Annotated in this window: 29 protein-coding genes; 17 read left to right on the top strand and 12 right to left on the bottom strand. The window is 69.2% G+C overall.

Features of this window, described 5'->3' with window-relative positions; translation table 11 throughout:
• The first annotated feature begins 69 nt into the window (after positions 1–69).
• From AB0E69_RS31650 to AB0E69_RS31635, 4 genes are read left to right on the top strand one after another with little or no spacing between them, the layout of a single operon-like run.
• Positions 70–1,221, top strand: coding sequence for a M4 family metallopeptidase (locus AB0E69_RS31650; RefSeq protein WP_360154458.1), 1,152 nt, complete (start codon positions 70–72; stop codon positions 1,219–1,221).
• Positions 1,222–1,261: 40 nt separating this feature from the next.
• Positions 1,262–1,789 (top strand): NAD(P)H-dependent oxidoreductase, encoded by a 528-nt coding sequence (locus tag AB0E69_RS31645; protein ID WP_360154455.1) that lies wholly within the window; start codon positions 1,262–1,264, stop codon positions 1,787–1,789.
• 30 nt (positions 1,790–1,819) lie between these two features.
• Complete coding sequence (locus AB0E69_RS31640; protein WP_360154452.1) at positions 1,820–1,942, top strand: hypothetical protein; 123 nt, start codon at positions 1,820–1,822, stop codon at positions 1,940–1,942.
• Between the two features lie 12 nt (positions 1,943–1,954).
• The gene (locus AB0E69_RS31635) at positions 1,955–2,839 is read left to right on the top strand and encodes an LLM class flavin-dependent oxidoreductase (RefSeq protein ID WP_360155282.1); all 885 of its coding nucleotides are present in this window, start codon (positions 1,955–1,957) and stop codon (positions 2,837–2,839) included.
• A 57-nt stretch (positions 2,840–2,896) separates the two neighbouring features.
• On the opposite strand, the gene AB0E69_RS31630 is transcribed toward AB0E69_RS31635, so the two are convergent.
• A complete protein-coding gene (locus tag AB0E69_RS31630; RefSeq protein WP_360154449.1) occupies positions 2,897–3,388 on the bottom strand; it encodes an Lrp/AsnC family transcriptional regulator in 492 nt (163 codons plus the stop codon).
• A 132-nt stretch (positions 3,389–3,520) separates the two neighbouring features.
• Between AB0E69_RS31630 and AB0E69_RS31625 the strand changes: the two genes are divergently transcribed.
• The 4 genes from AB0E69_RS31625 to AB0E69_RS31610 all read left to right on the top strand — a co-directional run bounded on the left by AB0E69_RS31625 (position 3,521) and on the right by AB0E69_RS31610 (position 6,594).
• Positions 3,521–4,672, top strand: coding sequence for a PLP-dependent aspartate aminotransferase family protein (locus AB0E69_RS31625; protein ID WP_360154446.1), 1,152 nt, complete (start codon positions 3,521–3,523; stop codon positions 4,670–4,672).
• A gap of 114 nt (positions 4,673–4,786) precedes the next feature.
• Positions 4,787–5,152, top strand: a complete 366-nt coding sequence (locus AB0E69_RS31620; RefSeq protein ID WP_360154443.1) for a helix-turn-helix transcriptional regulator — start codon at positions 4,787–4,789, stop codon at positions 5,150–5,152.
• A gap of 3 nt (positions 5,153–5,155) precedes the next feature.
• On the top strand, positions 5,156–6,133 hold the full coding sequence (locus AB0E69_RS31615) for a pyridoxal-phosphate dependent enzyme (protein ID WP_360154440.1): 978 nt from the start codon (positions 5,156–5,158) through the stop codon (positions 6,131–6,133).
• A complete protein-coding gene (locus tag AB0E69_RS31610; protein WP_360154437.1) occupies positions 6,130–6,594 on the top strand; it encodes a GNAT family N-acetyltransferase in 465 nt (154 codons plus the stop codon). The genes AB0E69_RS31615 and AB0E69_RS31610 overlap by 4 nt, the downstream gene beginning before the upstream one ends.
• On the opposite strand, the gene AB0E69_RS31605 is transcribed toward AB0E69_RS31610, so the two are convergent.
• A complete protein-coding gene (locus tag AB0E69_RS31605) occupies positions 6,522–6,773 on the bottom strand; it encodes a hypothetical protein (RefSeq protein WP_360154434.1) in 252 nt (83 codons plus the stop codon). The two genes, AB0E69_RS31610 and AB0E69_RS31605, sit on opposite strands and share 73 nt — an antisense overlap.
• A gap of 3 nt (positions 6,774–6,776) precedes the next feature.
• Complete coding sequence (locus tag AB0E69_RS31600) at positions 6,777–7,655, bottom strand: hypothetical protein (RefSeq protein WP_360154431.1); 879 nt, start codon at positions 7,653–7,655, stop codon at positions 6,777–6,779.
• Between the two features lie 133 nt (positions 7,656–7,788).
• Between AB0E69_RS31600 and AB0E69_RS31595 the strand changes: the two genes are divergently transcribed.
• Together AB0E69_RS31595 and AB0E69_RS31590 are read left to right on the top strand one after the other, a co-directional pair.
• Complete coding sequence (locus AB0E69_RS31595) at positions 7,789–8,961, top strand: MFS transporter (protein WP_360154428.1); 1,173 nt, start codon at positions 7,789–7,791, stop codon at positions 8,959–8,961.
• Between the two features lie 35 nt (positions 8,962–8,996).
• Positions 8,997–9,920: a DMT family transporter gene (locus tag AB0E69_RS31590; protein ID WP_360154425.1), complete on the top strand. Its 924-nt coding sequence runs from the start codon at positions 8,997–8,999 to the stop codon at positions 9,918–9,920.
• Here the strand turns inward: AB0E69_RS31590 and AB0E69_RS31585 are convergent.
• Positions 9,848–10,534 (bottom strand): TetR/AcrR family transcriptional regulator, encoded by a 687-nt coding sequence (locus AB0E69_RS31585; RefSeq protein ID WP_360154423.1) that lies wholly within the window; start codon positions 10,532–10,534, stop codon positions 9,848–9,850. The genes AB0E69_RS31590 and AB0E69_RS31585 overlap by 73 nt on opposite strands.
• 50 nt (positions 10,535–10,584) lie before the next feature.
• Here AB0E69_RS31585 and AB0E69_RS31580 point away from each other — a divergent pair, with 50 nt between their 5' ends.
• Positions 10,585–11,499 (top strand): SDR family oxidoreductase, encoded by a 915-nt coding sequence (locus AB0E69_RS31580; protein WP_360154420.1) that lies wholly within the window; start codon positions 10,585–10,587, stop codon positions 11,497–11,499.
• Here the strand turns inward: AB0E69_RS31580 and AB0E69_RS31575 are convergent.
• Positions 11,496–12,293 (bottom strand): MBL fold metallo-hydrolase, encoded by a 798-nt coding sequence (locus AB0E69_RS31575; RefSeq protein ID WP_360154417.1) that lies wholly within the window; start codon positions 12,291–12,293, stop codon positions 11,496–11,498. The genes AB0E69_RS31580 and AB0E69_RS31575 overlap by 4 nt on opposite strands.
• 10 nt (positions 12,294–12,303) lie before the next feature.
• Positions 12,304–12,900 carry a LysE/ArgO family amino acid transporter gene (locus tag AB0E69_RS31570; RefSeq protein ID WP_360154414.1) on the bottom strand — a complete coding sequence of 199 codons (597 nt, stop codon included), beginning with the start codon at positions 12,898–12,900 and terminating at the stop codon, positions 12,304–12,306.
• 73 nt (positions 12,901–12,973) lie between these two features.
• On the opposite strand from AB0E69_RS31570, the gene AB0E69_RS31565 reads away from it, so the two are divergent.
• A complete protein-coding gene (locus AB0E69_RS31565; RefSeq protein ID WP_360154411.1) occupies positions 12,974–13,867 on the top strand; it encodes a LysR family transcriptional regulator ArgP in 894 nt (297 codons plus the stop codon).
• On the opposite strand, the gene AB0E69_RS31560 is transcribed toward AB0E69_RS31565, so the two are convergent.
• Positions 13,812–15,020: an FAD-dependent monooxygenase gene (locus tag AB0E69_RS31560; protein ID WP_360154408.1), complete on the bottom strand. Its 1,209-nt coding sequence runs from the start codon at positions 15,018–15,020 to the stop codon at positions 13,812–13,814. The genes AB0E69_RS31565 and AB0E69_RS31560 overlap by 56 nt on opposite strands.
• Positions 15,021–15,117: 97 nt before the next feature.
• Between AB0E69_RS31560 and AB0E69_RS31555 the strand changes: the two genes are divergently transcribed.
• Complete coding sequence (locus AB0E69_RS31555) at positions 15,118–15,696, top strand: helix-turn-helix domain-containing protein (RefSeq protein WP_360154405.1); 579 nt, start codon at positions 15,118–15,120, stop codon at positions 15,694–15,696.
• On the opposite strand, the gene AB0E69_RS31550 is transcribed toward AB0E69_RS31555, so the two are convergent.
• Complete coding sequence (locus AB0E69_RS31550; RefSeq protein ID WP_360154402.1) at positions 15,693–16,529, bottom strand: hypothetical protein; 837 nt, start codon at positions 16,527–16,529, stop codon at positions 15,693–15,695. The genes AB0E69_RS31555 and AB0E69_RS31550 overlap by 4 nt on opposite strands.
• On the bottom strand, positions 16,526–17,032 hold the full coding sequence (locus AB0E69_RS31545) for a GNAT family N-acetyltransferase (RefSeq protein ID WP_360154399.1): 507 nt from the start codon (positions 17,030–17,032) through the stop codon (positions 16,526–16,528). The genes AB0E69_RS31550 and AB0E69_RS31545 overlap by 4 nt, the downstream gene beginning before the upstream one ends.
• Positions 17,033–17,096: 64 nt before the next feature.
• Between AB0E69_RS31545 and AB0E69_RS31540 the strand changes: the two genes are divergently transcribed.
• Entirely contained in the window at positions 17,097–18,197 is a 1,101-nt protein-coding gene (locus tag AB0E69_RS31540; RefSeq protein WP_360154396.1) for an ionic transporter y4hA, read from the top strand.
• Here the strand turns inward: AB0E69_RS31540 and AB0E69_RS31535 are convergent.
• The 3 genes from AB0E69_RS31535 to AB0E69_RS31525 all read right to left on the bottom strand — a co-directional run bounded on the left by AB0E69_RS31535 (position 18,163) and on the right by AB0E69_RS31525 (position 21,133).
• Complete coding sequence (locus AB0E69_RS31535) at positions 18,163–19,596, bottom strand: ankyrin repeat domain-containing protein (RefSeq protein ID WP_360154393.1); 1,434 nt, start codon at positions 19,594–19,596, stop codon at positions 18,163–18,165. The genes AB0E69_RS31540 and AB0E69_RS31535 overlap by 35 nt on opposite strands.
• 146 nt (positions 19,597–19,742) lie before the next feature.
• Complete coding sequence (locus tag AB0E69_RS31530) at positions 19,743–20,099, bottom strand: nuclear transport factor 2 family protein (protein WP_360154390.1); 357 nt, start codon at positions 20,097–20,099, stop codon at positions 19,743–19,745.
• Positions 20,096–21,133: an amidohydrolase family protein gene (locus AB0E69_RS31525; protein WP_360154387.1), complete on the bottom strand. Its 1,038-nt coding sequence runs from the start codon at positions 21,131–21,133 to the stop codon at positions 20,096–20,098. The genes AB0E69_RS31530 and AB0E69_RS31525 overlap by 4 nt, the downstream gene beginning before the upstream one ends.
• A gap of 120 nt (positions 21,134–21,253) precedes the next feature.
• On the opposite strand from AB0E69_RS31525, the gene AB0E69_RS31520 reads away from it, so the two are divergent.
• From AB0E69_RS31520 to AB0E69_RS31510, 3 genes are read left to right on the top strand one after another with little or no spacing between them, the layout of a single operon-like run.
• Positions 21,254–21,697 (top strand): hypothetical protein, encoded by a 444-nt coding sequence (locus AB0E69_RS31520; RefSeq protein WP_360154384.1) that lies wholly within the window; start codon positions 21,254–21,256, stop codon positions 21,695–21,697.
• The gene (locus AB0E69_RS31515; protein ID WP_360154381.1) at positions 21,697–22,113 is read left to right on the top strand and encodes a DCC1-like thiol-disulfide oxidoreductase family protein; all 417 of its coding nucleotides are present in this window, start codon (positions 21,697–21,699) and stop codon (positions 22,111–22,113) included. Before AB0E69_RS31520 ends, AB0E69_RS31515 begins: the two co-directional genes overlap by 1 nt.
• Positions 22,067–22,753, top strand: a complete 687-nt coding sequence (locus AB0E69_RS31510) for a TetR family transcriptional regulator (protein ID WP_360154378.1) — start codon at positions 22,067–22,069, stop codon at positions 22,751–22,753. The genes AB0E69_RS31515 and AB0E69_RS31510 overlap by 47 nt, the downstream gene beginning before the upstream one ends.
• Positions 22,754–22,768: the final 15 nt, after the last annotated feature.

The raw sequence follows: 22,768 nt of genomic DNA, 5'->3' as shown, positions 1-22,768 counted from the left end.
ATTCTGCGAATTCTTTGACAGCCGCCAACAAATCCTTGAGTTTATCCGCTGCCGGGGTTTCCTGTAGTGGTGTTTCACTCGATCATCCCGCCGTACCTGCTCGAGCAGCTCGAGCGGAGCGTCGACGACCCGAACCTCCGGGCCCGCTTCCGGCTGTCCCTGCAGCACGACGCCGTACTGCGCAGCCGGCCGGCCGCCGGTCTGGGCCGGGCGTCGGCCGAGGGTGGGCTGAGACGCGAGGTGTACGACGCGGAGCACGGGACCGACCTGCCCGGCACGCTGGTCCGGTCCGAGGGTGAGGACGCGGTCCAGGACCAGTCGGCGAACCAGGCGTACGACGGGACCGGCGCGACCTGGACGATGTACCACGACTGCTTCGGCCGCGACTCGATCGACGGCGCCGGGCTGATTCTGACCTCGACCGTGCACTACGACCGTGGGTACGCGAACGCGTTCTGGGACGGCGCGCAGATGGTGTTCGGCGACGGTGACGGCGAGATCTTCGGCGGCTTCACCGCCTCGATCGACGTCACCGGCCACGAGTTGACGCACGGCGTCACGCAGTACACCGCGAACCTCGCGTACGACGGCCAGTCGGGCGCGCTGAACGAGAGCATCTCCGACGTGTTCGGCTCGCTCGCGAAGCAGTACGCGCTGGGGCAGTCGGCCGAGGAGGCGGACTGGTTGATCGGTGCCGGTCTGTTCATGCCCGGCGTGCAGGGCGTGGCGTTGCGCTCGATGAAGGCACCGGGTACGGCGTACGACGATCCGCGGCTGGGCAAGGATCCGCAGCCGGACACGATGGCCGGCTACGTGGAGACCACCGATGACAACGGCGGTGTGCACCTCAACTCCGGCATCCCGAACCGCGCGTTCTACCTGGTCGCGGCCGCTCTTGGCGGGAACGCGTACGACGACGCCGGCAAGATCTGGTACACCACGCTGACCTCGGGAACCCTCTCCGAATCGGCCGACTTCAAGACCTTCGCCGAGGCCACACAGGCCGCCGCACGCGACCTCTTCGGTGCGGACTCGAGCCAGGTCGCCGCCGTCACCACCGCCTGGCAAACCGTGGGCGTCCTCGCCGAGGAACCGCCGGAACCGCCAAGCGGTGGTGTGGCCCAGGAGAGCGATCGGACGGAGCTCATGAACGCGGCGAAGACCGAGCTCCGCCCCTCCACCCCACCCGGCCAGGCGCCAGACCGGGACACCGCCGGCTGACCTTGACCTCAAGTCTTGTTGAGGTACTAGCGTCGCCGAGGTGACTGTTCATCCGCTGCGGCTCGTCGTGCTGACCCGCAATCTCGAGGATGGGCGGTTCGGGACGGCGGTGACGCGGTGGTTCGCCCGGGAGGTCGAGCGGGCGGAGGGGTTCAAGCTCGACCTGGTTGATCTGAGCGTGGTTCCGGTGGCGGAGTTGCCGGAGCGGATCGAGGATGCGGATGCGGCGGTCATCGTGACGGCGGAGTACAACCACGCGTATCCGGGGGACGTGAAGACCGCGATTGACGCCGTCCGGCGGCCTTGGTATGCGAAGCCGGTGGGGTTTGTCGCGTACGGCGGGCGGTCCGGTGGGTTGCGAGCGGCGGAGGCGTTGCGGCTGGTCTTCGGCGAGCTGCATGCGGTGACGATCCGGGACAGCCTGGGCTTCCGCGAGGAGGACTTCACGGCATCCGGCGAGCCGGTGGATGCGAGTACGCCGCGGGCGGCCGGTGCGATGTTGCGTCAGTTGGCGTGGTGGGCGCGTTGTCTGCGCGACGCGCGGGCGGACACGCCGTACCCGGAATAGGTTGTCGCTGGCATCAGTTGGAGGTTGGACGTGACCGCCGAACCGATGCCCCTGTCCGTGCTCGACCTCTCGCCGGTCCCGTCGGGGACCCGGCCCTCGGAGGCGCTGCACGAGACGCTGGAACTGGCTCGCACCGCGGAGGCGGCCGGCTAGCACCGCTACTGGCTGGCCGAGCACCACAACATCCGCAGCGTGGTCAGCACGAGCCCCGAGGTGATGATCGCGGCCGTCGCCGCCGCGACGTCGAGCATCCGGGTCGGGTCCGGCGGGATCATGCTGCCGAACCACTCGCCGCTCAAGGTCGCCGAGACGTTCCGCGTGCTCGGCGGGCTGTACCCGGACCGCATCGACCTCGGCCTGGGGCGCGCGCCCGGTACGGACCAGCTGACCGCGCTCGCGTTGCGGCGCAGCCGGGAGGCGCTCGGGGCGGACGACTTCACCGAGCAGTACGCCGAGCTGCTGGCGTACGTCGACGGTTTTCCGGCGGATCACCCGTTCGCGCCGATCAGCGCGCAGCCGGACGACGTACCGCTGCCGCCGATCTGGATCCTCGGGTCGAGCACGTACGGCGGTCAGGCGGCGGCCGCGCTCGGGACCGGGTTCGCGTACGCCGGGCACTTCGGGACGCTCGACCCGGCCGGCGTGATCTCGTCCTACAAGACGAACTACCGGCGCTTCGAGCACGCCGGCGAACCGCGGGCGATCCTGGCGCTCTCCGCGATCGTGGCGGAGACCGAGTCGCGGGCAGCTGAGCTGGCGCGGGCCAACGCGTTGTCGACGCTGCGGTTGCGCTCCGGCCGTCCGGGACCGCTTCCCTCGCCTGAGGAAGCCGCGGAGTACCCGTGGTCGGACGCTGAGCTGGCTGCGATCGAGGAGTGGACCGGTCTGGTCACCGTCGGTCCGCCGGAGTACGTAGCCGCCGAGCTGCTGCGGAAAGCAAACAAAGCCGGCGCGGACGAACTGATCATCACAACGAACATCCACAACCCGGACGAACGCCGACGGTCGTACGAACTGCTGGCGCAGGCCTGGGGACTGAAAAGCAGGTAGTCGCCGAGGCCCAGCGGATGAGGTGGCGGGCCTCCCTGCCCCGGGCACGCGGCGGACCTAGCCGCCGCGGACGTGTTCGAAGATGAGGCTGGTTTCGGCGTGGGTTACTGCTGGGTCGGCGGTCAGGTGGTCGAGGACGAACTCGCGGAGGGCGTCGGGGGTTGCTGCTGCGACGTGCAGCAGGTAGTCGTTGGCGCCGCTGACGTGGAAGAGCGACAGCACCCCCGGTAATGCCGGGACCTTCGCGCGGAAGCGGTTGATCTCGTCGCGGGAATGGGCGCCGATGCGGATCGCGATCAGCGCCTGCAGCGGCTGACCGAGCGCGGCCAGGTCCACGTCCGCGTGGAAACCACGGATCACCCCGCGCTCGCGCAGTGCGCGGACCCGGGTCAGGCACGTCGAGGCCGCGATCCCGGTCGCCTCGGCGAGCGCGTTGTTCGGCATCCGCCCGTCGGCGGCGAGCAGCCGGACCAGCTCCCGGTCGACGTCGTCGAGCCCGTCCGGTACCGGCCGCGGAGCCGGTCCCGGGCTCCGACGATCCTTCGGCATGCCCTCACTCTAGGGCCCATCCACAGAATCCACAGCGTGTGTACAACCCTGTGGACGAATTTTCTTCGGAACTCTGGCCACTGGCTCGCAGAAGATTCCATCCTCATTCCCCATCCAGGTGAGGAGGCAGCGATGCACCAGCTCGACACCCGGTCGGTCCACGCCGGCCGCGACGACCTGACGGCCCTCGGCGTCCACGTGCCGCCGATCGACCTGTCCACCACCTACCCGCTCCCCGGCGTCCACAGCGGCGGTACGGCGTACGACGTCCTCGCGAACGGTCACGCCCCGGCCGGCGGCAGCCTGGTCTACCAGCGGCTGTGGAACCCGACCGTGGCCCGTTTCGAGGACGCGCTGGCCGAGCTCGAGCACACCGATGGCGCAGTCGCCTTCGGCTCCGGCATGGCTGCGCTCACCGCTTGCCTGCTCGCGACGGTCGCCGCAGGTCGTCCGCACGTCGTCGCCGTACGGCCGCTGTACGGCGGCTCCGACCACCTGTTGTCCACAGGCCTCCTGGGGACAACCGTCACCTGGGCGTCTGTGGACGGCATCGCGGCCGCGATCCGTCCGGACACCGGCCTGGTGATCGTCGAGACGCCGGCCAACCCGACGGTCGAGCTGGTGGACCTCGCGGCCGTGACGGCCGCGGCGGGCGACGTACCGGTGCTGGTGGACAACACGTTCGCCACGCCTGTCCTGCAGCAGCCGGCCCGGCACGGGGCGAGCCTGGTGCTGCACTCGGCAACCAAGTACCTCGGCGGTCATGGCGACGTGATGGGTGGCGTCGTCGCGGCCGGCGTGGAGTGGGTCGGTCGGCTCCGGCAGATCCGCGCCGTAACAGGTGGCCTGCTGCATCCGTTGGCGGCGTACGAACTGCACAGGGGACTGCAGACGTTGCCGGTCCGAGTACGGGCGCAGCAGGCAACCGCAATCAAGCTCGCGGACTGGCTCTCCGCGCAACCGTCGGTAGACCGCGTGTACTACCCAGGCCTCACTGACCCCGCCGGACTGATCGGACGCCAGCAAGCCGGTCCCGGGTCTGTCATCGCCTTCGCCTTGTCCGGGGGATTCGAAGCGGCCTCGCGGGTAGCCGCCGGGTTGAAGCTGATCACCCACGCGGTCTCGCTGGGTGGTGTGGACACGCTCATCCAGCACCCTGCGGCCCTGACCCACCGCCTGGTGGCGGCAGAGGCGAAACCGGGCGAGGGCCTGCTCCGGCTGAGCATCGGGCTGGAGGACCCGGAGGACCTGGCTGAGGACCTCCAGCAAGCCCTCAGCGCCTGACCGGACAGCCAGCAGCGGACCGCAGAAAATCTGCTCAGGGCAGATCCCGGCCTGTTGGACCTCGGGCGAGTGGCACACTCGGTACAGGACATCCGGAGGCGAGGAGGGCCAGACGTGTTGCTACGCCAGGTGATCGGGAACGTCTTCCGCCGCTTACGGCGCGAGCGGGGGATCACCCTGCGCGAGCTCGCCGAGCTGGCCCAGGTGTCGGTGCCCTACCTCTCCGAGATCGAGCGCGGCCGCAAGGAGCCCTCCTCGGAGATCCTCGCGGCGATCTGTCGTGCGCTCGAGCTCGAGCTGACCGACCTGCTGACCGAGGTGCAGTTCGACCTCGCCACCGCGCTCCGCTCGACGCTGCCGGTCCGGCTGCAGACCGCAGCGATCCGGGTCGAGGACCGGACCGGTCCGCTCGTCCCCACTCCGGGCGGGATGCCGCGAGCGCAGTACGGGTCGGCCCAGGCGTTCGCACTGGTCGCTTAGTTGGTGCGTTGGTACAGCAACCCGACCGCACGGTCGTGGCGTACCACTGCTGCGCCGGCTGAGGTGCTGACGTTCCACCAGAGCCTTCCGACGTACCGGGCGACCCCGCTGACGCCAGTCCCCTCACTGGCGGCGGAGCTGGGTGTCGGGCAGGTGCTGGTGAAGGACGAGTCGCGCCGGCTCGGCCTGCCCGCGTTCAAGGCGCTCGGTGCGTGGTGGGCGATCCACCGTGCACTGCGGGACCACACTGAGCTCGTGACTGCGACCGACGGCAACCACGGCCGCGCGGTGGCTCGCCGGGCGACCATGCTCGGCCTGGCGTCGCACGTGTTCATCCCGGACGTCGTCGGTGACGCCGCGGTGGACGCCATCCGGTCCGAGGGCGCGACGGTGACCGTCGTCCCCGAGTCGTACGACGCCGCGGTCGCCGAGGCTGCGTCGTACGCCACCGGCTCGCGCCTACTCATCCAGGACTCGGCCTGGCCCGGGTACGAGGTGATCCCGCAGTACATCGTCGACGGCTACTCGACCCTGTTCCGCGAGATCGACGTACAGCCCGACCTGGTCGCCGTACCGATGGGTGTTGGCTCACTGGCTCAGGCAGCAGTCACGCACTACCGCAGCGGGCCGGCGGCACCCGCGCTCCTGGGCGTAGAGCCGGCCAACGCCGCCTGCGTCACCGCAAGCCTCCTGACCGGCGAGCTCACCACCGTCCCCACCAGCGCAACCGTCATGGCCGGCCTCAACTGCGGCACGCCGTCGTCGCTCGCCTGGCCCGTACTGCGGTCCGGGCTCGACTACTCGGCCACCGTCGAGGATGACGCGGCGCAGCGGGCCGTGGACGACCTACGCGCGGCCGGCATCTCTTCAGGACCCAGCGGCGCCGCCACCCTGGCCGGACTTCGCGCCGCCAGCGGCCGGCTGCCGTTGAACGGCGACAGCACTGTCATCCTCCTCAGCACCGAAGGCGCATCCGAATGATCGATTACGTTGTCCGGTTCCCGGTCGATGACGAGGCCCTGTCCGCTCTGCACTCGACGGCCTTCGAGGGCGACTACAGCTTGACCCCGTGGCGGGAGCGGTTGGAGCGGTGGGCCCTGACCTGGGTAGGGGCCTTCAGCAACGATGAGCTGGTCGGGTTCGTTCAGGTGTGCTGGGACGGCGGTGCGCACGCCTTCGTCCTGGACACCGCTGTGCACCCGGAGTTCGGCCGGCAGGGGATCGGCAAGCAGTTGGTGCTCACCGCGGCTGAGGAAGCCGCCAAGGCCGGCTGCGACTGGCTGCACGTCGACTTCGAACCCCACCTGAAGGCGTTCTACCTCGAGGCGTGCGGCTTCCGCCCGACCGACGCGGGCCTGCTCGACCTGCGTCAGACCTCCGGCCAGGGATCCTCGATCTCGCCGGCCGCGATCGCGCGCCGGGACGCCGAATCGTTGCGGTAGCGGAACGGTATGACGTCCAGCGGTAGCGCCTCCCCGGTCAGTCGCGAGCTGGCCGCCGTGGGCCGCAGGAGGGTGCGTGGCCCCGGCCCACGCCGAATCCAGGTGGTCAACGGCACCTCGAGCGTCCCGAACGGGTGCTCGATGGTGACGATCACGTCCTCGAGATCGTGCTCGGTCATGCCTCACACTGTCGTCGCTGTCAGCCGTTCCGTCGAGATGCACGAGGTCAGGCAGCGTTCCTTGGCGTTGCCGAGGAGGTCGGCGGTCCACGTGGTGAAGCCGCCGTCGCCCAGGCCGCGCGCGTCGGCGTGGTCGATGCCGAGGCCGAGACCTGCGTAGTAGGTCGCGCTCTTGGTCCGCTCGGTGTCCTCGCGGAGATCGATCTCGAGCGCCGGCCGGACCGTGTCGTCGATCCGCTCGCGCATCGCCGATGGCGTGAACAGGGTGAAGCTCAGGTCGGCCGCATCACCCAGCACGTCGTGCCAGAACCGCAGGTGATCGATCAGCAGCTCGGCCTCGGTCCGCCCCGACCCGGTGTCCCGCGCGCTCGACACCAGCACGAACAGCTCGAAGTGCGCCGACATCCCGGGCCCGTCGAACGGTTGCGCCCGTACGACGCGCTGGCAGGTCGCCAGGTGGACGCGTTCCTGCCCGGCGCGGCGCCGTACCGCGGCCTCGATCGCCAGCTCGTTGGTCGGATCGCTGGCCACCTCGGTACCGCGGATCGTGCTGACCACCTGGTGCTGGTTGATGGTCGCGATCGCCGAACACGTGCCGAGCGGTGCCACCGGCGACAGCTGGACACCCTCGAACTTCGCGGGCAGCAGCTCCCACAGTCGCTGCTGCGTCTTCACCAGCTGCCGGGGGTCGACCGCCGACGGCTGGACGAACCGGTCCTGCTGCCAGCGCTGCAACAGCCGCGCCGGCGTCACCTTGGCCGCGCGCTCGCGGGTCACGTCGAGCAGCACCGACTGCAGCTCGGACTGACTCAGCCCGTCGACGAGGGCCTCTCGGCTGCCGTCCGGCAGCTTGGCCCAGAACCGTTCGCTGACCTGTCCCATGCGTCAACTCTGGCCGAAATTGCCCGCCGGCGCCCGCGGTTTATGCCGTATCTTCGATGGCATGAGATTCCCGAGCCCGCACCTTTGACGTTCTGACAGGGGCCTTTCGGTCCGGGTCGTTGCCTTCGAGGCATTGCAGGACTTCATCCCGCTCTACCCGCTGTACCAGCTGCTGTTCACCGACCACGGTCTGTCGGCAGCGCAGGTCTCGCTGCTGTTCGTCATCTGGTCGGCCACGGCCTTCGTGCTCGAAGTACCGTCCGGTGCCTGGGCTGACTCGTTCTCGCGCCGCAAGCTGCTGGTGCTCGGCTCGCTGCTCAGCGCCCTCGGCTACGCCACCTGGATCACGCTGCCGACCTTCGCGGGATTCGCGACCGGGTTCGTGCTCTGGGGTACGTCGTCCGCGCTGATCTCCGGCACCTACGAAGCGTTCGTGTACGACGAGCTCGCCGCCCGTGGCCGGACCGAACGGTTCGCGACGCTGCTCGGTCGAGCTCGCTCCGCGTCGTTCGTGACGAACCTGGCGGCGACCGCGCTCGCGACGCCGCTGTTCAACCTGGGCGGTTACACGCTGGCCGGCATTGTCAGCGTGTTGGCGAACGTGCTCCAGGCCGCGGTCGCCTGGTCCCTGCCCGAGGCCCGGGCGGTCGAGACCGCACGCGAGTCGGACGATCCCGGCGCTCGCGCGGCGTTCACCAACTACCTGCACATGCTGCGGTCCGGTGTGTCCGAGGTGCTGACCAGCCGGTTGGTACGCCGGGCGGTGGCGCTGGTCGCGCTGCTGGGCGGGTTCCTGGCCTTCGACGAGTACTTCCCGTTGCTCGCCCGAGAGGCTGGTGCGACGACGAGCGCGGTGCCGTTGCTGATCGCGGGAACCGTTGCTGCACAGGCGATCGGCGGCGCGCTGGCCGGTCCGGTCTACAAGTTGCCTGCCGCAACCTTCGCGGTCGCGCTGGGTGCGACCGCGGTACTGATCGCGAGCGGGTCGCTGAGTCGGTCGCAGTGGGGATTCCTGCCGATCGCGGTCGGGTACGGACTCATGCAGCTGGTGATCGTGGTGTCGGAGTCGCGGCTCCAGGACGCGATCACCGGTCCGGCCCGAGCCACCGTGACGTCGGTGTCGGGATTCTTCGCCGAGGTGTTCGCGGTCGCGGTGTACGCCGGGTTCGCGCTCGGGTCGGTCTGGTTCTCGATGGCCGTGCTCGTCGCGGGTCTGACGATCCCGGTGCTGCTGACGGCGTTCGTCGTACCGTTCGCGCTGCCGGATCCGCGCAGTTCGGCGGCCGCCGAAGTGTCAGAGCCTTAGCCTCACACCATGAGCCGAGCGCGCGTTGTATCAGCATGAGGAAACCTGGCGTCCTGGCCGCTGGCGCGGCCGCGGTGACGGTCTTGTTGTGGGCGTCGGCGTTCGTGGCGATCCGGCACGTCGGGACCGAGTTCTCGGCGGGCGCCTTGTCGCTTGGGCGGTTGCTGGTGGGCAGCGTGCTACTTGGTGTCTTCGTATTCACCCGGCCGCGGCGGTGGCCGACGCGGGCGGACTGGAAGCTCTTGCTGGTGTGCGGGCTGCTGTGGTTCGGCGTCTACAACCTCGCGCTGAACGCAGCCGAGCGTCATCTCGATGCGGGGACGACGGCGATGCTGGTGAACATCGGCCCGCTGGTGATCGCCCTGCTGGCCGGGATCCTCCTGCAGGAAGGCTTTCCCCGGCAGTTGGTGATCGGCAGTATTGTGGCCTTCGCCGGGGTCGTGGTGATCGGCCTGTCGTCGTCGCACGGAGGTGCGGAGACCTGGGGCGTCGTGCTCTGCTTGGTCGCGGCTGTCGCCTACGCGTGCGGTGTGGTCGCCCAGAAGCCCTTGCTGGCCAGGTTGCCCGCGTTGGAGGTGACCTGGCTGTCCTGTGTGATCGGAACCGTTGCCTGCTTGCCGTTCGGGCCGGCGCTCGTGCGGGAGGTTGGCGACGCGCGGGTGTCCACGGTGTGGTGGGTGGTGTTCCTCGGCGCGTTCCCGACTGCGATCGCCTTTACTACCTGGGCTTACGCGTTGGCCCGGACCACGGCCGGGCGGATGGGTGCGACGACGTACCTGGTGCCGCCGATCGCGATCCTGCTCGGGTGGCTGCTGCTCGGCGAGAGCCCGGCGCCGCTGGCGTACGCCGGTGGCGCGTTGTGCCTGGTCGGAGTGGCGATCTCGCGTTACCGGACGGCGGCGGCGAAGCCGGCGGTCAACGTGGCGAGCCCGGACTCGAACCCGCTGTCGAAGTCGTAGGCCAGCCCGTCGGCGCCGAGCTCCTCGACGATTCGGCTCAGCGTCGGCGCCTTGCCGTCGGGCAGCGCACGCACCCTGGTCAGCAGGTCGGGTGCGAGCTCGAAGGTCTCCGCCCGGACGGACGCCTCGCCGAGACTGAACCCGTGGATGAAGTCGATCAGCGTGTTCGCTGCCTCGAAGATCTGCCGCGCCGCCAGTCCGGCCCGGTCGAGCGCGCGGTAGAACGGCTCCATCGTCACCACGACGATGTCAGATACCGCGGCTGTGTCGGACAGGACCTGGAGCGCGAGGTTCGGGTGCGCGCGGAGACCGTTGCGGTAAGCGCGCGCCGCTTCCTTCAACTGCTCGTCCCACGGCACGGCGTCACCCGGGTCGGGTAGCTCCAGCCCGGCGAAGACCAGCTCGGCCAGGCCGGCCAGTACGGCGGCCTTGTTCGGCAGGTGGTGGTAGAGCGACATCGGGTTCACCCCGAGCGTCGCCGCGAGCCGGCGCATGGTCAGCGCGTCGATGCCCTCGTCGTCGACGATCCGGAGCGCGGTGGCCAGGATCGCCTCCCGGCTCAGCCGCTCCTCGCCCGCGCGGGGCCGGCCGGAGCGCTTGCCAGCGTTATTCATACGCCGTATGGTACCTAATCGTACGGTGTATGGATTTAGGAGGATCCGGGATGAGCAAGCCATTGGCGGGGAAGATCGCGCTGGTGACCGGGGCGACCCGGGCCGCCGGGCGCGGGATCGCGGTCGAGCTGGGGGCGGCCGGGGCGACCGTGTACGTGACCGGGCGGACGACGCGCGCCGCGCGGTCGGAGATGAACCGCCCGGAGACGATCGAGGAGACCGCGGAGCTGGTCGACCAGGCCGGCGGGCACGGCATCGCCGTACCGGCGGATCATCTGGACCCCGCGCAGGTGGAGGCGCTGGTCGCGCGGATCGAGCGGGAGCAGGGCGCGCTGCACCTCCTGGTCAACGACATCTGGGGTCAGCACGGCGAGCCCGAGTGGGACAAGACGGTCTGGGAGAGCGACCTCGCGGGCGGGTTGCGGTTGCTCGAGCTCGGGGTGAACACGCACGTGATCACCAACCACTACGCACTCCCGCTGCTGATCAAGTCACCAGGCGGCCTGGTCATCGAGATGACCGACGGCACCAACGACTACAACGCCGAGAACTACCGCGTCTCGTTCTTCTACGACGTTGCGAAGGGCGCGGTCAGCCGGATCGCCTTCGCGTTGTCCCACGAGCTGAAGAAGTACGACGCAACCGTCGTGCTGCTCACTCCCGGCTGGCTGCGCTCCGAGGCAATGCTCGAGGGCTTCGGCGTCACCGAATCCAACTGGCAGGACGCCACCGAACGCATCCCCCACTTCGCCATCTCCGAGAGCCCGTCGTACGTCGGCCGCGCGGTCGCTGCGCTCGCCTCCGACCCAGAGGTGGCGCGCTGGCACGGCAAGTCGACCTCCAGCGGCGACCTGGCGAAGCACTACGGCTTCACCGACCTGGACGGCAGCCAGCCGGACGCCTGGCGCTACATCGCGGAGGTGGAAGCACCAGGCAAGCCCGCAGACACCACGGGTTACCGCTAAAGCTTGTGCACCGCACACGCTTCAAATGAGGTCGACTGTTGGATGGCTCGAGCATCGGCTGTCAGCGCAGTGTGCGTGTGTGCGGCCGCGATCGGGACTCCTAGCTCGGCGGCGATCGCAAGCACCTCTCGGCGTGAGGTGACGGCCACCGCCGGATCGCGCTCGTAAACATAGGTCAACTCCGGCCACCGAGCCTGCGCCGGATGGACCAGCACATCCCCACCCAGCACAGCTCGCTCAGTCACCGCCACTTGATGTCCCGGAGTGTGCCCAGGCGCGGGCACCAAGCGAATCCCCCGCAGAACCTTCTCGCCCTCGATCGCCCTCAACTGCCCAGCAAGCTCCAGCGGCCGGATCCGGTGCTCGTACGTCGGCCCGCTCCGTGCGTGCGCGAGCTCCGCGGCCTGGACGACGTACTCCGCATTGGGGAACAGCGGCCGTACTCCATCGGCCGCCCAGCCCACATGATCGAGGTGAATGTGGGTCAGCACGACCGCATCCACGTCCGTCGCCTCCACGCTGGCCTGCGCCAGCAGCCGCGGCAATCGTCCGGCAACACCCAGCCATTCGGCCGCCTCGCCACCAGCCGGCCCAACGCCCGCGTCGATCAGCACGACACCGGCGTCAGACGTCACCAGGTAACTGTGGAAGTGCAGGAACCATCCATCTCCGACGACGTTGCCCGGCATCGCCTCCGCGGTCCATGCAGCATGCGTCGAGTCCCACCCAGGCATCGCAGCCTCAACAGACTCCGGAAACACAGCGACCGCGTCACACAGCACTGTCACGTCCACGCGCACATTCTCAGGGCAGCAGCAACCAGGTGGCGAGGGATGCCATCAGAACGGCGATTCCGGAGTCGAGGACCTGCCAGGCCCGAGGACGGGCGAAGAGCGCGGACAGTTTGCGGGAGAAGAAGCCCAGGGAGAAGAACCACGTGAAGCTGGCAATGACGGCGCCGAGGCCGTAGAGCCAGCGGTCGTCCGTACCTCGTTGATTGGCCAGCGAGCCAAGGAGGACGACGGTGTCCAGGTATACGTGCGGGTTGAGGTACGTGAAGGCGAGGCAGGTGAGGACGACGGCGCGGAGGGCGTTGGGGGTGTGGTCGGCCGGGGTGATGGAGCTCGGGTTGAAGGCTCGCTTCGCGGCCAGGACGGCGTACGTGTAGAGGAAGGCGGCACCGGCGTACTTCGTGAGGTCGAGGACCAGCTGGCTGCGGGTGAGGAGGGCGCCGAGGCCGAGGATGCCGCTGGAGATGAGGATGGCGTCGGACAGGGCGCAGGTGAGGACGACGGGGAGGACGTGTTCGCGGCGGAGGCCTTGGCGGAGGACGAAAGCGTTCTGGGCGCCGATGGCCACGATCAGCGACAACGCCGTGGCGAAGCCGGCGAGGAGGGGCATGTCTTCGACGGTAGGGAGCGGACAGGCAGTAAACCAGCTAAAGATTCTGATGCACCATTAGTATTGCTTCATCATGGAGTTCGACTCGGCCCAGTTGGAGACGTTCGCCGCGGTCGTCGACGAGGGCAGCTTCGACGCCGCGGCCAGGAAGCTTCGGCTGACGCCGTCCGCGGTGAGCCAACGGATCAAGGCGCTCGAGAGTGGCCTCGGTCAGGTGGTCGTGCAACGCAGCAAGCCGGCCAAGCCGACCCCGGCGGGCGAGGCGCTGCTCAGACTCGCGCGGCAGGTCGCCCTGCTCGAGCTCGAGGCGATCGCCGCCGTCCGCGGCACGATCGACGCGCAGCGGATCCCGCTCGCGGTGAATGCGGACTCGCTCAACAACTGGTTCGTGCCGGCCATGCTCGACCTGTCCCGCACGCACAACGCCCGGTTCCACGTCCACCAGGAGGACGAGGAACACTCGGCCGAGTTCCTCCGCAACGGGACCGTCCTGGCCGCGGTCACCGCCGACCCGCGGCCGGTCCAGGGCTGCCGCGTCGTACCGCTCGGGAAGACGCGGTACCTTCCGGTCGCCACCCCGGAGTACGCCGAGCGCTGGCTCGAGGGCAGGCCGCTCCCGGACGCGCTGGCGGAGGCCCCGCTGGTGGTCTTCAACGAGAAGGACGTCCTCCAGCACCGGTTGCTCCGCAAGGTGACCCGGCGGAAGCTGGACCCGCCGACCCACGCGATCCCGGCGTCCGCGCCGTTCCACCGGGCGGTCCGGATCGGCCTCGGCTGGGGGATGCTCGAGGACGAGGTGGCCGGACCCGAGCTGGCCGCCGGGCGGCTGGTACATGTTGCCCCTGGCAAGTACATCGACGTGCCGTTGTACTGGCAGCACTGGAAGCTCGAGTCCGGCATCCTCGACGCCCTCACCGCCGCGGTGCTGCGGGCCGCTGCGGCTGGTCTTCGTACTTCACGAGCTTGATCGAGTTCCCGACCTTCAACGGCGCCTGCTCGATCACCTTCCGCCACGGCAGGTACGGCATCATCCGCAGCGTCAGGTTGCGGAGCCGTAGAAATCCCTTGCTGCCCGGGATGAACCACATTGCGCCGTCCTCGGCCAGCTTCTGGCAGGCGAGCACGAAGCCCTTCATCCGCTCGTCGTACGCCGCGAACGCCCGCCCGTGGTCACCACCGGCCGCGTGCAGCTCACCGGCGAGGACATACGCCCCGACGACCGCGAGGCTCGTGCCCATCCCGGACAGCGGCGAGGCGCAGTACCCCGCGTCGCCGACCAGGACGACCCGGCCGCGGGAGTAGCTGTCCAGCTTGATCTGCGTGATCGAGTCGAAGTAGAAGTCCGGCGCCTGCCGCATGCCGGCCAGCAGGGTCGGTACCTCCCAGCCGATCCCCGCGAACTGCTCGTCGACGATCGCCTGCTGTGCGAGCGTGTCGCGCCGGTCGTAGTCGAGCTTCTCCTGGGTGGAGAAGTAGAACAGCGCCTTCGCCTCGGTGTTCTCCCGGGCGCTGTAAGTCCCGACGGCCTTGCCCGGCACGTTCAGGATCCGGCCGCTGTGGTCCAGGTCCAGATGGTTCGGCACCGTGCTCACCGAGACGTGGTAGCCGAGGTCGTGGGCGTACGACGACTCCGGTCCGAAGGCGAGCCGGCGAACGTTCGAGTGCGCGCCGTCCGCGCCGACGACCAGGTCGAACCGGCGCCGCAGCCCGCTCTCGAAGACCACCTCGACCCCGTCGCCGTCGTCGTGCAGCGCGGTAATCGAGTCGCCGAACAGGTACTCCGTCGTCGCGGCGGTGCGCTCGTACAAGATGTCGACCAGGTCGCCGCGAAGGATCTCCAGCTCGCCGCTGAATGCGCTCGGCGGGGTGCTGCAGACCCGCTTGCCCTGCTCGTTCACGTAGGTGATGTCGCCCATGTTGGTGGCCTTGGCCTGGACGGCGTCCAGGATGCCCATCCGCTCGAGCACGGTCATCGACGCGCCGCGGAAGTCGACCGCGTAGCCGCCGGGCCGGATCGCGGGGGCGCGCTCCACGACGGTCGGGGTGTAGCCGTACCGGTGCAGCCAGTACGCCAGCGCCGGACCCGCCACGCTCGCGCCGGAAATCAGAACTGTGGTCATCGGAACCCTCCAGAAGTTGTTGGTGAAGGAACCGTACAACGGTCTTATACAAATGTGCAAGACGTATGTTCCAGACAAATGTGCTACGCTGCTGGGCATGGGTAACCGCGAGGCGCTGGTCGAGGGCGCGAAGGCGTGTCTGCTGGAGAAGGGCTACAACCGGACGACGGCGCGGGACATCGCGACCGCGGCCGGGGTGAGCCTGGCCGCGATCGGCTACCACTTCGGGTCGAAGGAGGCGCTGCTCAACGAGGCCATGCGTGCGGCGCTGGACGACTGGGGCGCCGACGTCGCGAAGACGATGGGGGCCGGGCCGTCCGGAGCCAATGCCTACGAGCGGTTCGTGGACACGTGGCGATTGTCGATCTCGACGTTGTCGGCGCAGAGCGTGAAGGCGTTGTGGGCGACGCAGTTCGAGGTGCTGAGTCTTGGCACCCAACCGGAGTTATTGGCCGAGCTGTCGAAACTGCAGGGAGAGGCCCGCGAGGGCGTTGCGAATCTCTTCGGTGGCGTGGATCCCGATGCCGACCCGGACACGGTGCAACGGATCGGGTCGGTTTTTCAGGCGTTGCTGCTGGGGGTGGTGGCGCTCTACCTGTTCGACCCCGAGAAGGCACCGACCGGCGAGGACATCGCCTACGCGATCACCGTGATGGCCGAGAGGCTGAAGGACTAGCTCCAGCGCAGGCCCATCGGGTTGTCGGGCGGGAGCAGGCCGGCGGACATGACGACGGCGCTCAGCGGGCGTACGACGTCGTGCAGCTCGGCGGTCAGGTCGTCGCCCAGCGCGCGCCAGCCTTGGTCGGCGAGAGCGTCTGTTGTGTCCTCGACCTGCTGGCGCAGCGCACGTCCGTCCGCTGTGAGTGCACCGGAGGCGTCGAGCAGTCCGCGACTACAGAGGTCGTCAGACGCCTCGGCCCACTCCGCGTCGCTCCACCGCCGGTTGAGCTGGAAGACCTCCTTCGACGGCCCGCCGGCCGCCGAGATCGTGATCAGCGCCTGGCACGGGCTCAGCTCAGCGGCGACCAGCGCCGCGACATGGCCGTCACCTCGCGACTCCCGCAGTACGGCGGTCGCGTGCCATAGCACCAGGTGCGGCTCGGAAGGCCAGTCCAGCGCCGCATTCGCCGCCGCGAGTGGCCGTCCGGCGACCGGAGCCACCTCGGCCGCGTGACGAGCGAGCTCGGCTGCCCGCTCGAACGAGCCGTCCGGGAAGATCCGCCGTACGGCCTTGTCCACAGCCGTGAGCCGCGCCTCCAGGACGTGCGCCGGTGACGCGTAGCCCCATGCGTCCGGCAGCGCTCGGGCAACCATCGACGGATGGAAGTTGTAGAACACCGCGGCGACCACCGCAGGATCGACCGGCCCCAGCGGCGCGGAACGGCAGGCGAAGTAGCTCATCCACCCGCCCTTGAGGCCGAGTGCGTCGGTCGCCTGCCGGGTCTCGGGCGCGAAGTACGTGATCGCGTGGAACGGCTCCAGCGCCTTCCACAGGTCCCGTGCCCTCATGGCAGCGGGCGGTACATGACGTGCAGGCCGACGTACCCGAGGGTCGGATGGTCGAACGCCCCCGGCACCGTGCCGGCGATCCGGAACCCGAGCGCCTGCCACAGGTGGACGGCGGACTTGTTCGTCTCGACCACGGCATTGAACTGGATCAACCGGAACCCGGACCGCGTCGACCACTCGATCATGTCCGCGCAGAGCAGCCGCCCGACGCCCTTGCCGCGCGCTCTGGCGTCGACCATGAAGCTTCCGCTGGACACGTGCGCACCCGGGCCGGGCCGGTTCGGGTACATGTTCGCGCTGCCCAGAACGGTGCCGTCGGCATCGACCGCGACCGTGGTCCGGCGCAGCGGTGAGCTCGACGGCGACATCCACAGCTCCCGCGCCGCGTCCTCGGTGAGGTGCGGATCGTAGGTGTAGGTCTCCCGCGCCACGACGATCTCGTGGAAGAACGGCCAGATCGCCGGCCAGTCCTCGTCCGTCGCTTCTCTGATCTGCACTGTCATGATGCGAGAAGCATCACCCGTACGTCCCCGGATGCCAAGGCCATTCCCACTAGGCTGGATGGGGATGACAGACTCCGTGATCCAAGGGCTGCCGCGCTGGACGCTTGCTGTGCCGCCGCTCGCCTTCGTCGTCCTGCTGGTGTCCTGGGGCCGCGGCCTCGGCGTGGTCCTGCTGATCCTGGTCTGTCTCGGCCTCGGGGCCGCGGTGATCGCCGCCGTCCACCACGCCGAGGTCGTCGCGCACCGCGTCGGCGAACCGTTCGGCACGCTGATCCTCGCGCTCGCGGTGACGATCATCGAGGTCGCCCTGATCGTCACGCTGATGGCGTCCGGCGGCGACAAGGCCGCGTCGCTCGCGCGCGACACCGTGTTCGCCGCGGTGATGATCACGTGCAACGGCATTCTCGGGCTCGCGCTCGTCGTCGGCTCGCTGCGGCACCGGGTCCAGGGCTTCCGGGTGCAGGCGTCGTACTCCGCGCTCACCGTGATGACCGCACTGGTCACGCTCAGTCTGGTGCTGCCGACGTTCACGACCAGCGCGCCGGGGCCGCAGTTCAGCTCGGCGCAGCTCGCGTTCGCCGGGATCACGTCGCTGGTGCTGTACGGCGTGTTCGTCTTCATCCAGACGATCCGGCACCGGGACTACTTCCTGCCGGTTTCCGAGGACGAAGCCGCCGCCGACGAGGATCAGCACGCCGCGGCTCCGAGCGGGAAGACCGCGCTGCTCAGCCTCGGACTGTTGTTCGTCTGCCTGATCTCGGTGGTCGGGCTGGCCAAGGTCGTGTCACCGAAGCTCGAGTCGGCCGTGGAGTCGGCCGGCGCGCCGCTCGCCGTCGTCGGCGTCGTGATCGCGCTGCTCGTGCTGCTGCCGGAGACGGTTGCCGCAGTCCGCGCGGCACTGCGCAACCGCCTCCAGACCAGCGTCAACCTGGCACTCGGCTCGGCCCTCGCCAGCATCGGTCTGACCATCCCCGCGATCGCGATCGCCTCGATCTGGCTGAGCGGTCCGCTGGTGCTGGGCCTGGGTGGCAAGGAGATGGTGCTGTTCGCCCTGACCGTGGTGACCAGCATGCTCACCCTCGCCACCGGCCGGGCGACCCTGCTTCAGGGCGCCGTCCACCTGGCGGTGTTCAGCGCGTTCCTGTTCCTTGCGGTAAGCCCCTGAGGTAGTCCACCACCGCCTGCTTACGGTTGTACTCGGCCCAGCCCAGCGCGTTGCCCTGGTACGACGGATCGCGCAGCTCCGGGTCCGCGCCGAGCTCCACCAGCTTCCGGACTGTGTCGAGATGACCGTTGCTGGCCGCCTGGTGAAGCGGCGCGGACATCCCCATCACGTTGAGGTCGAAGCCCAGCCGCTGCAGCGGTTCCATCGCCTCGGTCCGGCCGATCTCCGCCGCCCGGATCGGCAGGAACGGGTTGCGCGCGACGGCCCGCGCAGCGAGCTCCTTGGTGACATCCGGCGTTTCACCGCGCATGGCAGCGGCGAACACCTCGTGGACCTCGTCGAGCGGCGCCGCACCACGCGCACGCAGCACCTCCGCGATCTCGGTGTGTCCCTGTACGGCGGCCAGCTCGTAGGCCCGGTGTCCGCAGAACACCGGATGACGTGTCCCGCGGCCCTCCGGATCGATGCCCTGGGCAAGCACTAGCTCGACCCGGTGCAGCAGACCGTTCGACGACGCGAACACCAGCTCGTCCTCCAACAGCTGCTGCGGTGTCGGGTGCGCGGTCGTCATCCGCTCGTGCCACGGGCCACCGTCGCCACGTCCCAGCCCGTACTCCAGCAGGATCTCCAGGTGGACGTCGTCCCACGGCGGCGGACAACCCGGCCCGCAGTTGTACATCGTCTGGCTGTCGTTCGGATCCGCGCCGGCATCGAGCAGCAGGCGGGCCAGCTCGACGCGGTCCTTGTGCACCGGCTGGTCGCCCTCGCCGCGACCGAAGACGCCGGTCAGCGCGGTGAAGGGTGACGGCATGCCCTGCCAGAGATAGCCCGCGTTCGGGTCGGCGCCGTTCTCCAGCAGGCGGCGGGCGATCTCGACCTGGTTGGGCACGTCGAGGCGGCTGTAGGTGAGGTAGAGCAGCGGTTCCCACTGGTACGGTCCACCCTCGACCGCAGCCTGGTCGTAGTCGATACCGTCGAGCTCGCCGGCCACGACGCGGGTATAGATGTTGCTCTGGGCAATCTCCGGGAACCGGTCCAGGAGGTCCCGCGCGGCTTGCTGCCGGGCCGGATCGTCCTGGTCGTAGTGCAGCGTTGCCAGCCGCAGGAACTCGTCGGCACGTTGCTCCGGGGTATCGAGCGGGCCGCCGACTGCCTGCCGGTGCGGCGACCGGCTGTAGCGATCGACGAGCTCGAGGTGCCGCACGATCCGCGGCCAGCTGGCGAAGCCGTAGCTGCGGGCAATCACCAGCTGCGCCTCGGCCAGGGTGTCGACGGAGTGAAACTCGTCGGCGAGGGCCAGCGCCTCGCGGTCACCGGCGCGGACGCCCTTCAGCAGGGTCTTGGCCTGCTTGCGCAGGTGCTCCAGGCGTGGGTCGTCAGGAAGGTTACGGGTCGCCATCGCGACCTCCTCTCTACGAGCCTGCTGTCCGCGTCGTCAGGCGAGAAAGGAGGTGAAACCGGGTGCAACACCAGTCCAGGACCAGGTGGGCTGAGCCCTTCCCGCGGACCGGTGGCGCCCTGAGCGCCTGGTCCCACGGTAACCGATCACGGTTTCTCCATCCACCACTCGATGAACTCGTACGCGCGGTCCTTGTCCAGCCGGATCACCCACAGATTGCTGAACTCGCCGGGCGGATCGGTTCGGTACGTCGTCCACCCGCGGACGAACCCGACACCGTCACCGAAGCCGAGCACCTCGTACTCGAATGTCGTCTCACCCGGCGAGTCGGCGACCTCGTGCCAGGCCGCGACGATCGCGTCTCGCCCGAGCACCGGCTCCTCGTCCGGCCGGCGGTACCAGGCCGCGTCCTCGGTCCAGAGCGCTGCGATGTCGCCCGGGTCGTTCGACTCCCAGGCCTTGCGGTACTTCGCGACCCACTTGTCGAGGTCCTTCTCCTTCATCGGACCCGCCGGCCGTTGAGGATCACCGCGGCCGGCTGCGCGAGTACTTCGGGGTGCTCGCGCGGATCTGCGTCGTACGTGACCAGGTTGCCGGTGTTCTCGAGGCCGAGGTACTCCTGCGCGCTGGTCGACGCGGCGGCGATCGCCTGGTCGACGGTCAGGCCGTGCTCGACGAGCAGCTCGATCTCACGGGCGACCGTGCCGACGACGTCCGACCCGGTCAGCACGCGGACGCCGTACCGGTCGGCGAGGGGGAGGACCGCGGCGAGGTGAGCCGACCGGGCCTGGCGGTTGGCCTCCTGCTCGGGGCTCGCGTCGGGGTTGCGCTCGATCGACGCGCACATGGTCGGGGTCCAGGCGCCACCACGGGCGCCGAGCGCTTGCAGGTCCTGCTCGGTGAGCGCCGTACCGTGCTCGACCGAGTCGATCCCGGCGGCGATCAGGTCGGAGACGAGCTCGCTGGTGGTGTGGGCGGCGACCCGGACGTTCTTCGAGTGGGCGAGGTCGACCATGGCCCGGATGTCGTCGAGGTCGTACGTCGGGCCGACCGGGCTGCGGCGGATCGGGCCGTCCGGGCCGACCTGCGGGAAGTCGCCGACCAGCTTGAGCCAGGTCGCGCCGTCGGCGATCTCCTGCTCGACCGCTCGCAGCAGGTCCTCCGGGGCGACCGGCTCGTACATGGTCGGGAAGTAGCGGTTGGCCGGGGCGAAGAAGCGGCCGGCGGCGAGGACGTACGGGCGGCTGTCGTCCTGGGTCCGGGCGAGCTTGAGTGTGACGTCGCGGTTGCCGCCGACGTCGCGGAGCGCGCTCACGCCGGCCTTCGTGAGCTCCTCGAGCCGCTCGTTCGCGAAGTCGTCACCGCCGAGGCGTGGGCCGGTCTGGGTGAACTCGAAGGTCAGGTGGCAGTGCGCGTCGACCAGCCCGGGGACGGCGTACCGGCCGGGGAGCTGCTCGGTGGCGGCGTCCGCGCCGAAGCTCAGCCGAGCGGTCTCGCCGGTGGGAAGCACGGTGCCTTCGAAGGTCCAGGTCGTCATGGTGCCCATCCTGCCCCGGAGGAGAGCCAGATCACGTGAAGGGCTACTTGAACATGTTCAAAAACTTGGCCTACGCTGCTGCACGACAGAATTTGAACGTGTTCAAGAAGTGGGGACGAGATGAACCTGACTGTGACGGCGTACGTGATCTACCTGGTGATCGCGGTACCGCTGACGATCTGGGTGGCGCGAACCCTGAGCCGGAACGGACGGATGTTCCTGATCGACGTGTTCGACGGCAACGCGCTGTTCGCGGACGCCGTGAACCGGCTGCTCGTGGTCGGGTTCTACCTGATCAACCTGGGGTTCGTGACGCTGTACCTCGGGACGGACCGGCCGGTGCTGGACGCGAGCGGGCTGTTCGAGCTGCTGAGCGTGAAGCTCGGGACCGTGATGCTCGTGCTCGGCGGGCTGCACCTGGCGAACGTGTGGATCTTCAACGCGATCCGCCGGCGGAGCCAGCTCGAGCAGCGGACCACGCCGCCGGTGCCACCTAACGAGGTACTGAACGAGGCGCTGCCCACGCCGGGGCCGGTCATCGCACCTGGACCGTTCGGCTACTGATGCGTGAGCTGACGGTCCTGTACGACGCGGGGTGTGGGCTGTGCCGCCGGTTCAAGGACTGGCTGGCGGCGCAGCGGCCGGCGCCCGACGGGTCGGGCGGGGTGGTGCGGATGCGGTTCGTCGCGGCGGGGTCGACGTACGCGCGGGCGCTCTATCCCGAGCTCGACCACGAGGCGACGCTTCGCGAGGTGACGGTGGTCGCCGACGACGGGTCTGTGTACGTCGGCGACCGCGCGTGGATCGTGTGCCTGTGGGCGACAGGGGAGCACAGGCACACGGCACTGCGGCTGTCGAGTCCGGCGATGCGGCCGGTCGCGCGGGCGATCGTCCAGGCCGCGGCCGGGCTGAGGGGGTGGACCAAGGATGGAGGTGACTACGCTGACCGATGTGACGGACGGTGCGACCGCGAAGGGTGAGCAGACGCGCGAGCTGATCCTGTCGACGGCGCTGCGGATGTTCCGCGAGCAGGGCTACGGCAAGACGACGATGCGCGCGATCGCGGGGGAGGCCGGGGTCTCGGTGGGCAACGCCTACTACTACTTCGGCTCCAAAGAGCACCTCATGCAGGCGTACTACGACCTCCTGGTCGCCCAGCACCGGGAGGCCGTCGAGCCCATCCTGCAAGCGGAGAAGTCGTTCACGGCCCGGATGACCGGTGTGCTGCTCGCCTGGCTGGAGGTGGCGGCGCCGTACCACGAGTTCGCCGGCACGTTCTTCAAGACCGCGGCCGATCCCAACAGCCCGCTGTCGCCTTTCAGCGAGCAGTCCGCGCCGGCGCGCGAAGCCGGCATCGAGATCTTCCGGCAGGTCGCGGAAGGGTCCGACCTGAAGTTGCCAGCGGATCTCCGGGCCGAACTGCCCGAGTTGCTGTGGCTGCTGGAGATGGCGGTCGTGCTCTTCTGGGTGCACGACAAGTCGCCGGACCTCCGGCGTACGACGTCGCTCGTCAACCGGGCCGTCCCGCTCGTCGACCGGCTGCTCCGGCTGACCCGGCTCCCGGTCGTCCGGGGGATCGCCACCGACATCGTGGGCCTGATCAAGGCCGTCAAGCCGTAAATGCGGTGACGCCGG

The sequence above is a fragment of the Kribbella sp. NPDC026611 genome, from assembly GCF_040638345.1.
Lineage (GTDB): Bacteria > Actinomycetota > Actinomycetes > Propionibacteriales > Kribbellaceae > Kribbella.
The sequence above is the reverse complement of the archived record's forward strand: the minus strand, read 5'-3'. Positions and strand labels throughout refer to the sequence as shown.

Excerpts from the sequence above, each read along its gene's own strand:
- AB0E69_RS31545 (WP_360154399.1), bottom strand. The coding sequence starts at position 17,032 with ATGACAGTGCAGATCAGAGAAGCGACGGACGAGGACTGGCCGGCGATC.
- AB0E69_RS31525 (WP_360154387.1), bottom strand. The coding sequence starts at position 21,133 with ATGACGACCTGGACCTTCGAAGGCACCGTGCTTCCCACCGGCGAGACC.
- AB0E69_RS31630 (WP_360154449.1), bottom strand. The coding sequence starts at position 3,388 with ATGCCGAAGGATCGTCGGAGCCCGGGACCGGCTCCGCGGCCGGTACCG.
- AB0E69_RS31585 (WP_360154423.1), bottom strand. The coding sequence starts at position 10,534 with ATGAATAACGCTGGCAAGCGCTCCGGCCGGCCCCGCGCGGGCGAGGAG.
- AB0E69_RS31555 (WP_360154405.1), top strand. The coding sequence starts at position 15,118 with ATGGGTAACCGCGAGGCGCTGGTCGAGGGCGCGAAGGCGTGTCTGCTG.
- AB0E69_RS31565 (WP_360154411.1), top strand. The coding sequence starts at position 12,974 with ATGGAGTTCGACTCGGCCCAGTTGGAGACGTTCGCCGCGGTCGTCGAC.
- AB0E69_RS31520 (WP_360154384.1), top strand. The coding sequence starts at position 21,254 with ATGAACCTGACTGTGACGGCGTACGTGATCTACCTGGTGATCGCGGTA.
- AB0E69_RS31530 (WP_360154390.1), bottom strand. The coding sequence starts at position 20,099 with ATGAAGGAGAAGGACCTCGACAAGTGGGTCGCGAAGTACCGCAAGGCC.
- AB0E69_RS31540 (WP_360154396.1), top strand. The coding sequence starts at position 17,097 with ATGACAGACTCCGTGATCCAAGGGCTGCCGCGCTGGACGCTTGCTGTG.
- AB0E69_RS31610 (WP_360154437.1), top strand. The coding sequence starts at position 6,130 with ATGATCGATTACGTTGTCCGGTTCCCGGTCGATGACGAGGCCCTGTCC.
- AB0E69_RS31580 (WP_360154420.1), top strand. The coding sequence starts at position 10,585 with ATGAGCAAGCCATTGGCGGGGAAGATCGCGCTGGTGACCGGGGCGACC.
- AB0E69_RS31570 (WP_360154414.1), bottom strand. The coding sequence starts at position 12,900 with ATGCCCCTCCTCGCCGGCTTCGCCACGGCGTTGTCGCTGATCGTGGCC.
- AB0E69_RS31605 (WP_360154434.1), bottom strand. The coding sequence starts at position 6,773 with ATGACCGAGCACGATCTCGAGGACGTGATCGTCACCATCGAGCACCCG.
- AB0E69_RS31550 (WP_360154402.1), bottom strand. The coding sequence starts at position 16,529 with ATGAGGGCACGGGACCTGTGGAAGGCGCTGGAGCCGTTCCACGCGATC.
- AB0E69_RS31590 (WP_360154425.1), top strand. The coding sequence starts at position 8,997 with ATGAGGAAACCTGGCGTCCTGGCCGCTGGCGCGGCCGCGGTGACGGTC.
- AB0E69_RS31560 (WP_360154408.1), bottom strand. The coding sequence starts at position 15,020 with ATGACCACAGTTCTGATTTCCGGCGCGAGCGTGGCGGGTCCGGCGCTG.
- AB0E69_RS31625 (WP_360154446.1), top strand. The coding sequence starts at position 3,521 with ATGCACCAGCTCGACACCCGGTCGGTCCACGCCGGCCGCGACGACCTG.
- AB0E69_RS31535 (WP_360154393.1), bottom strand. The coding sequence starts at position 19,596 with ATGGCGACCCGTAACCTTCCTGACGACCCACGCCTGGAGCACCTGCGC.
- AB0E69_RS31515 (WP_360154381.1), top strand. The coding sequence starts at position 21,697 with ATGCGTGAGCTGACGGTCCTGTACGACGCGGGGTGTGGGCTGTGCCGC.
- AB0E69_RS31600 (WP_360154431.1), bottom strand. The coding sequence starts at position 7,655 with ATGGGACAGGTCAGCGAACGGTTCTGGGCCAAGCTGCCGGACGGCAGC.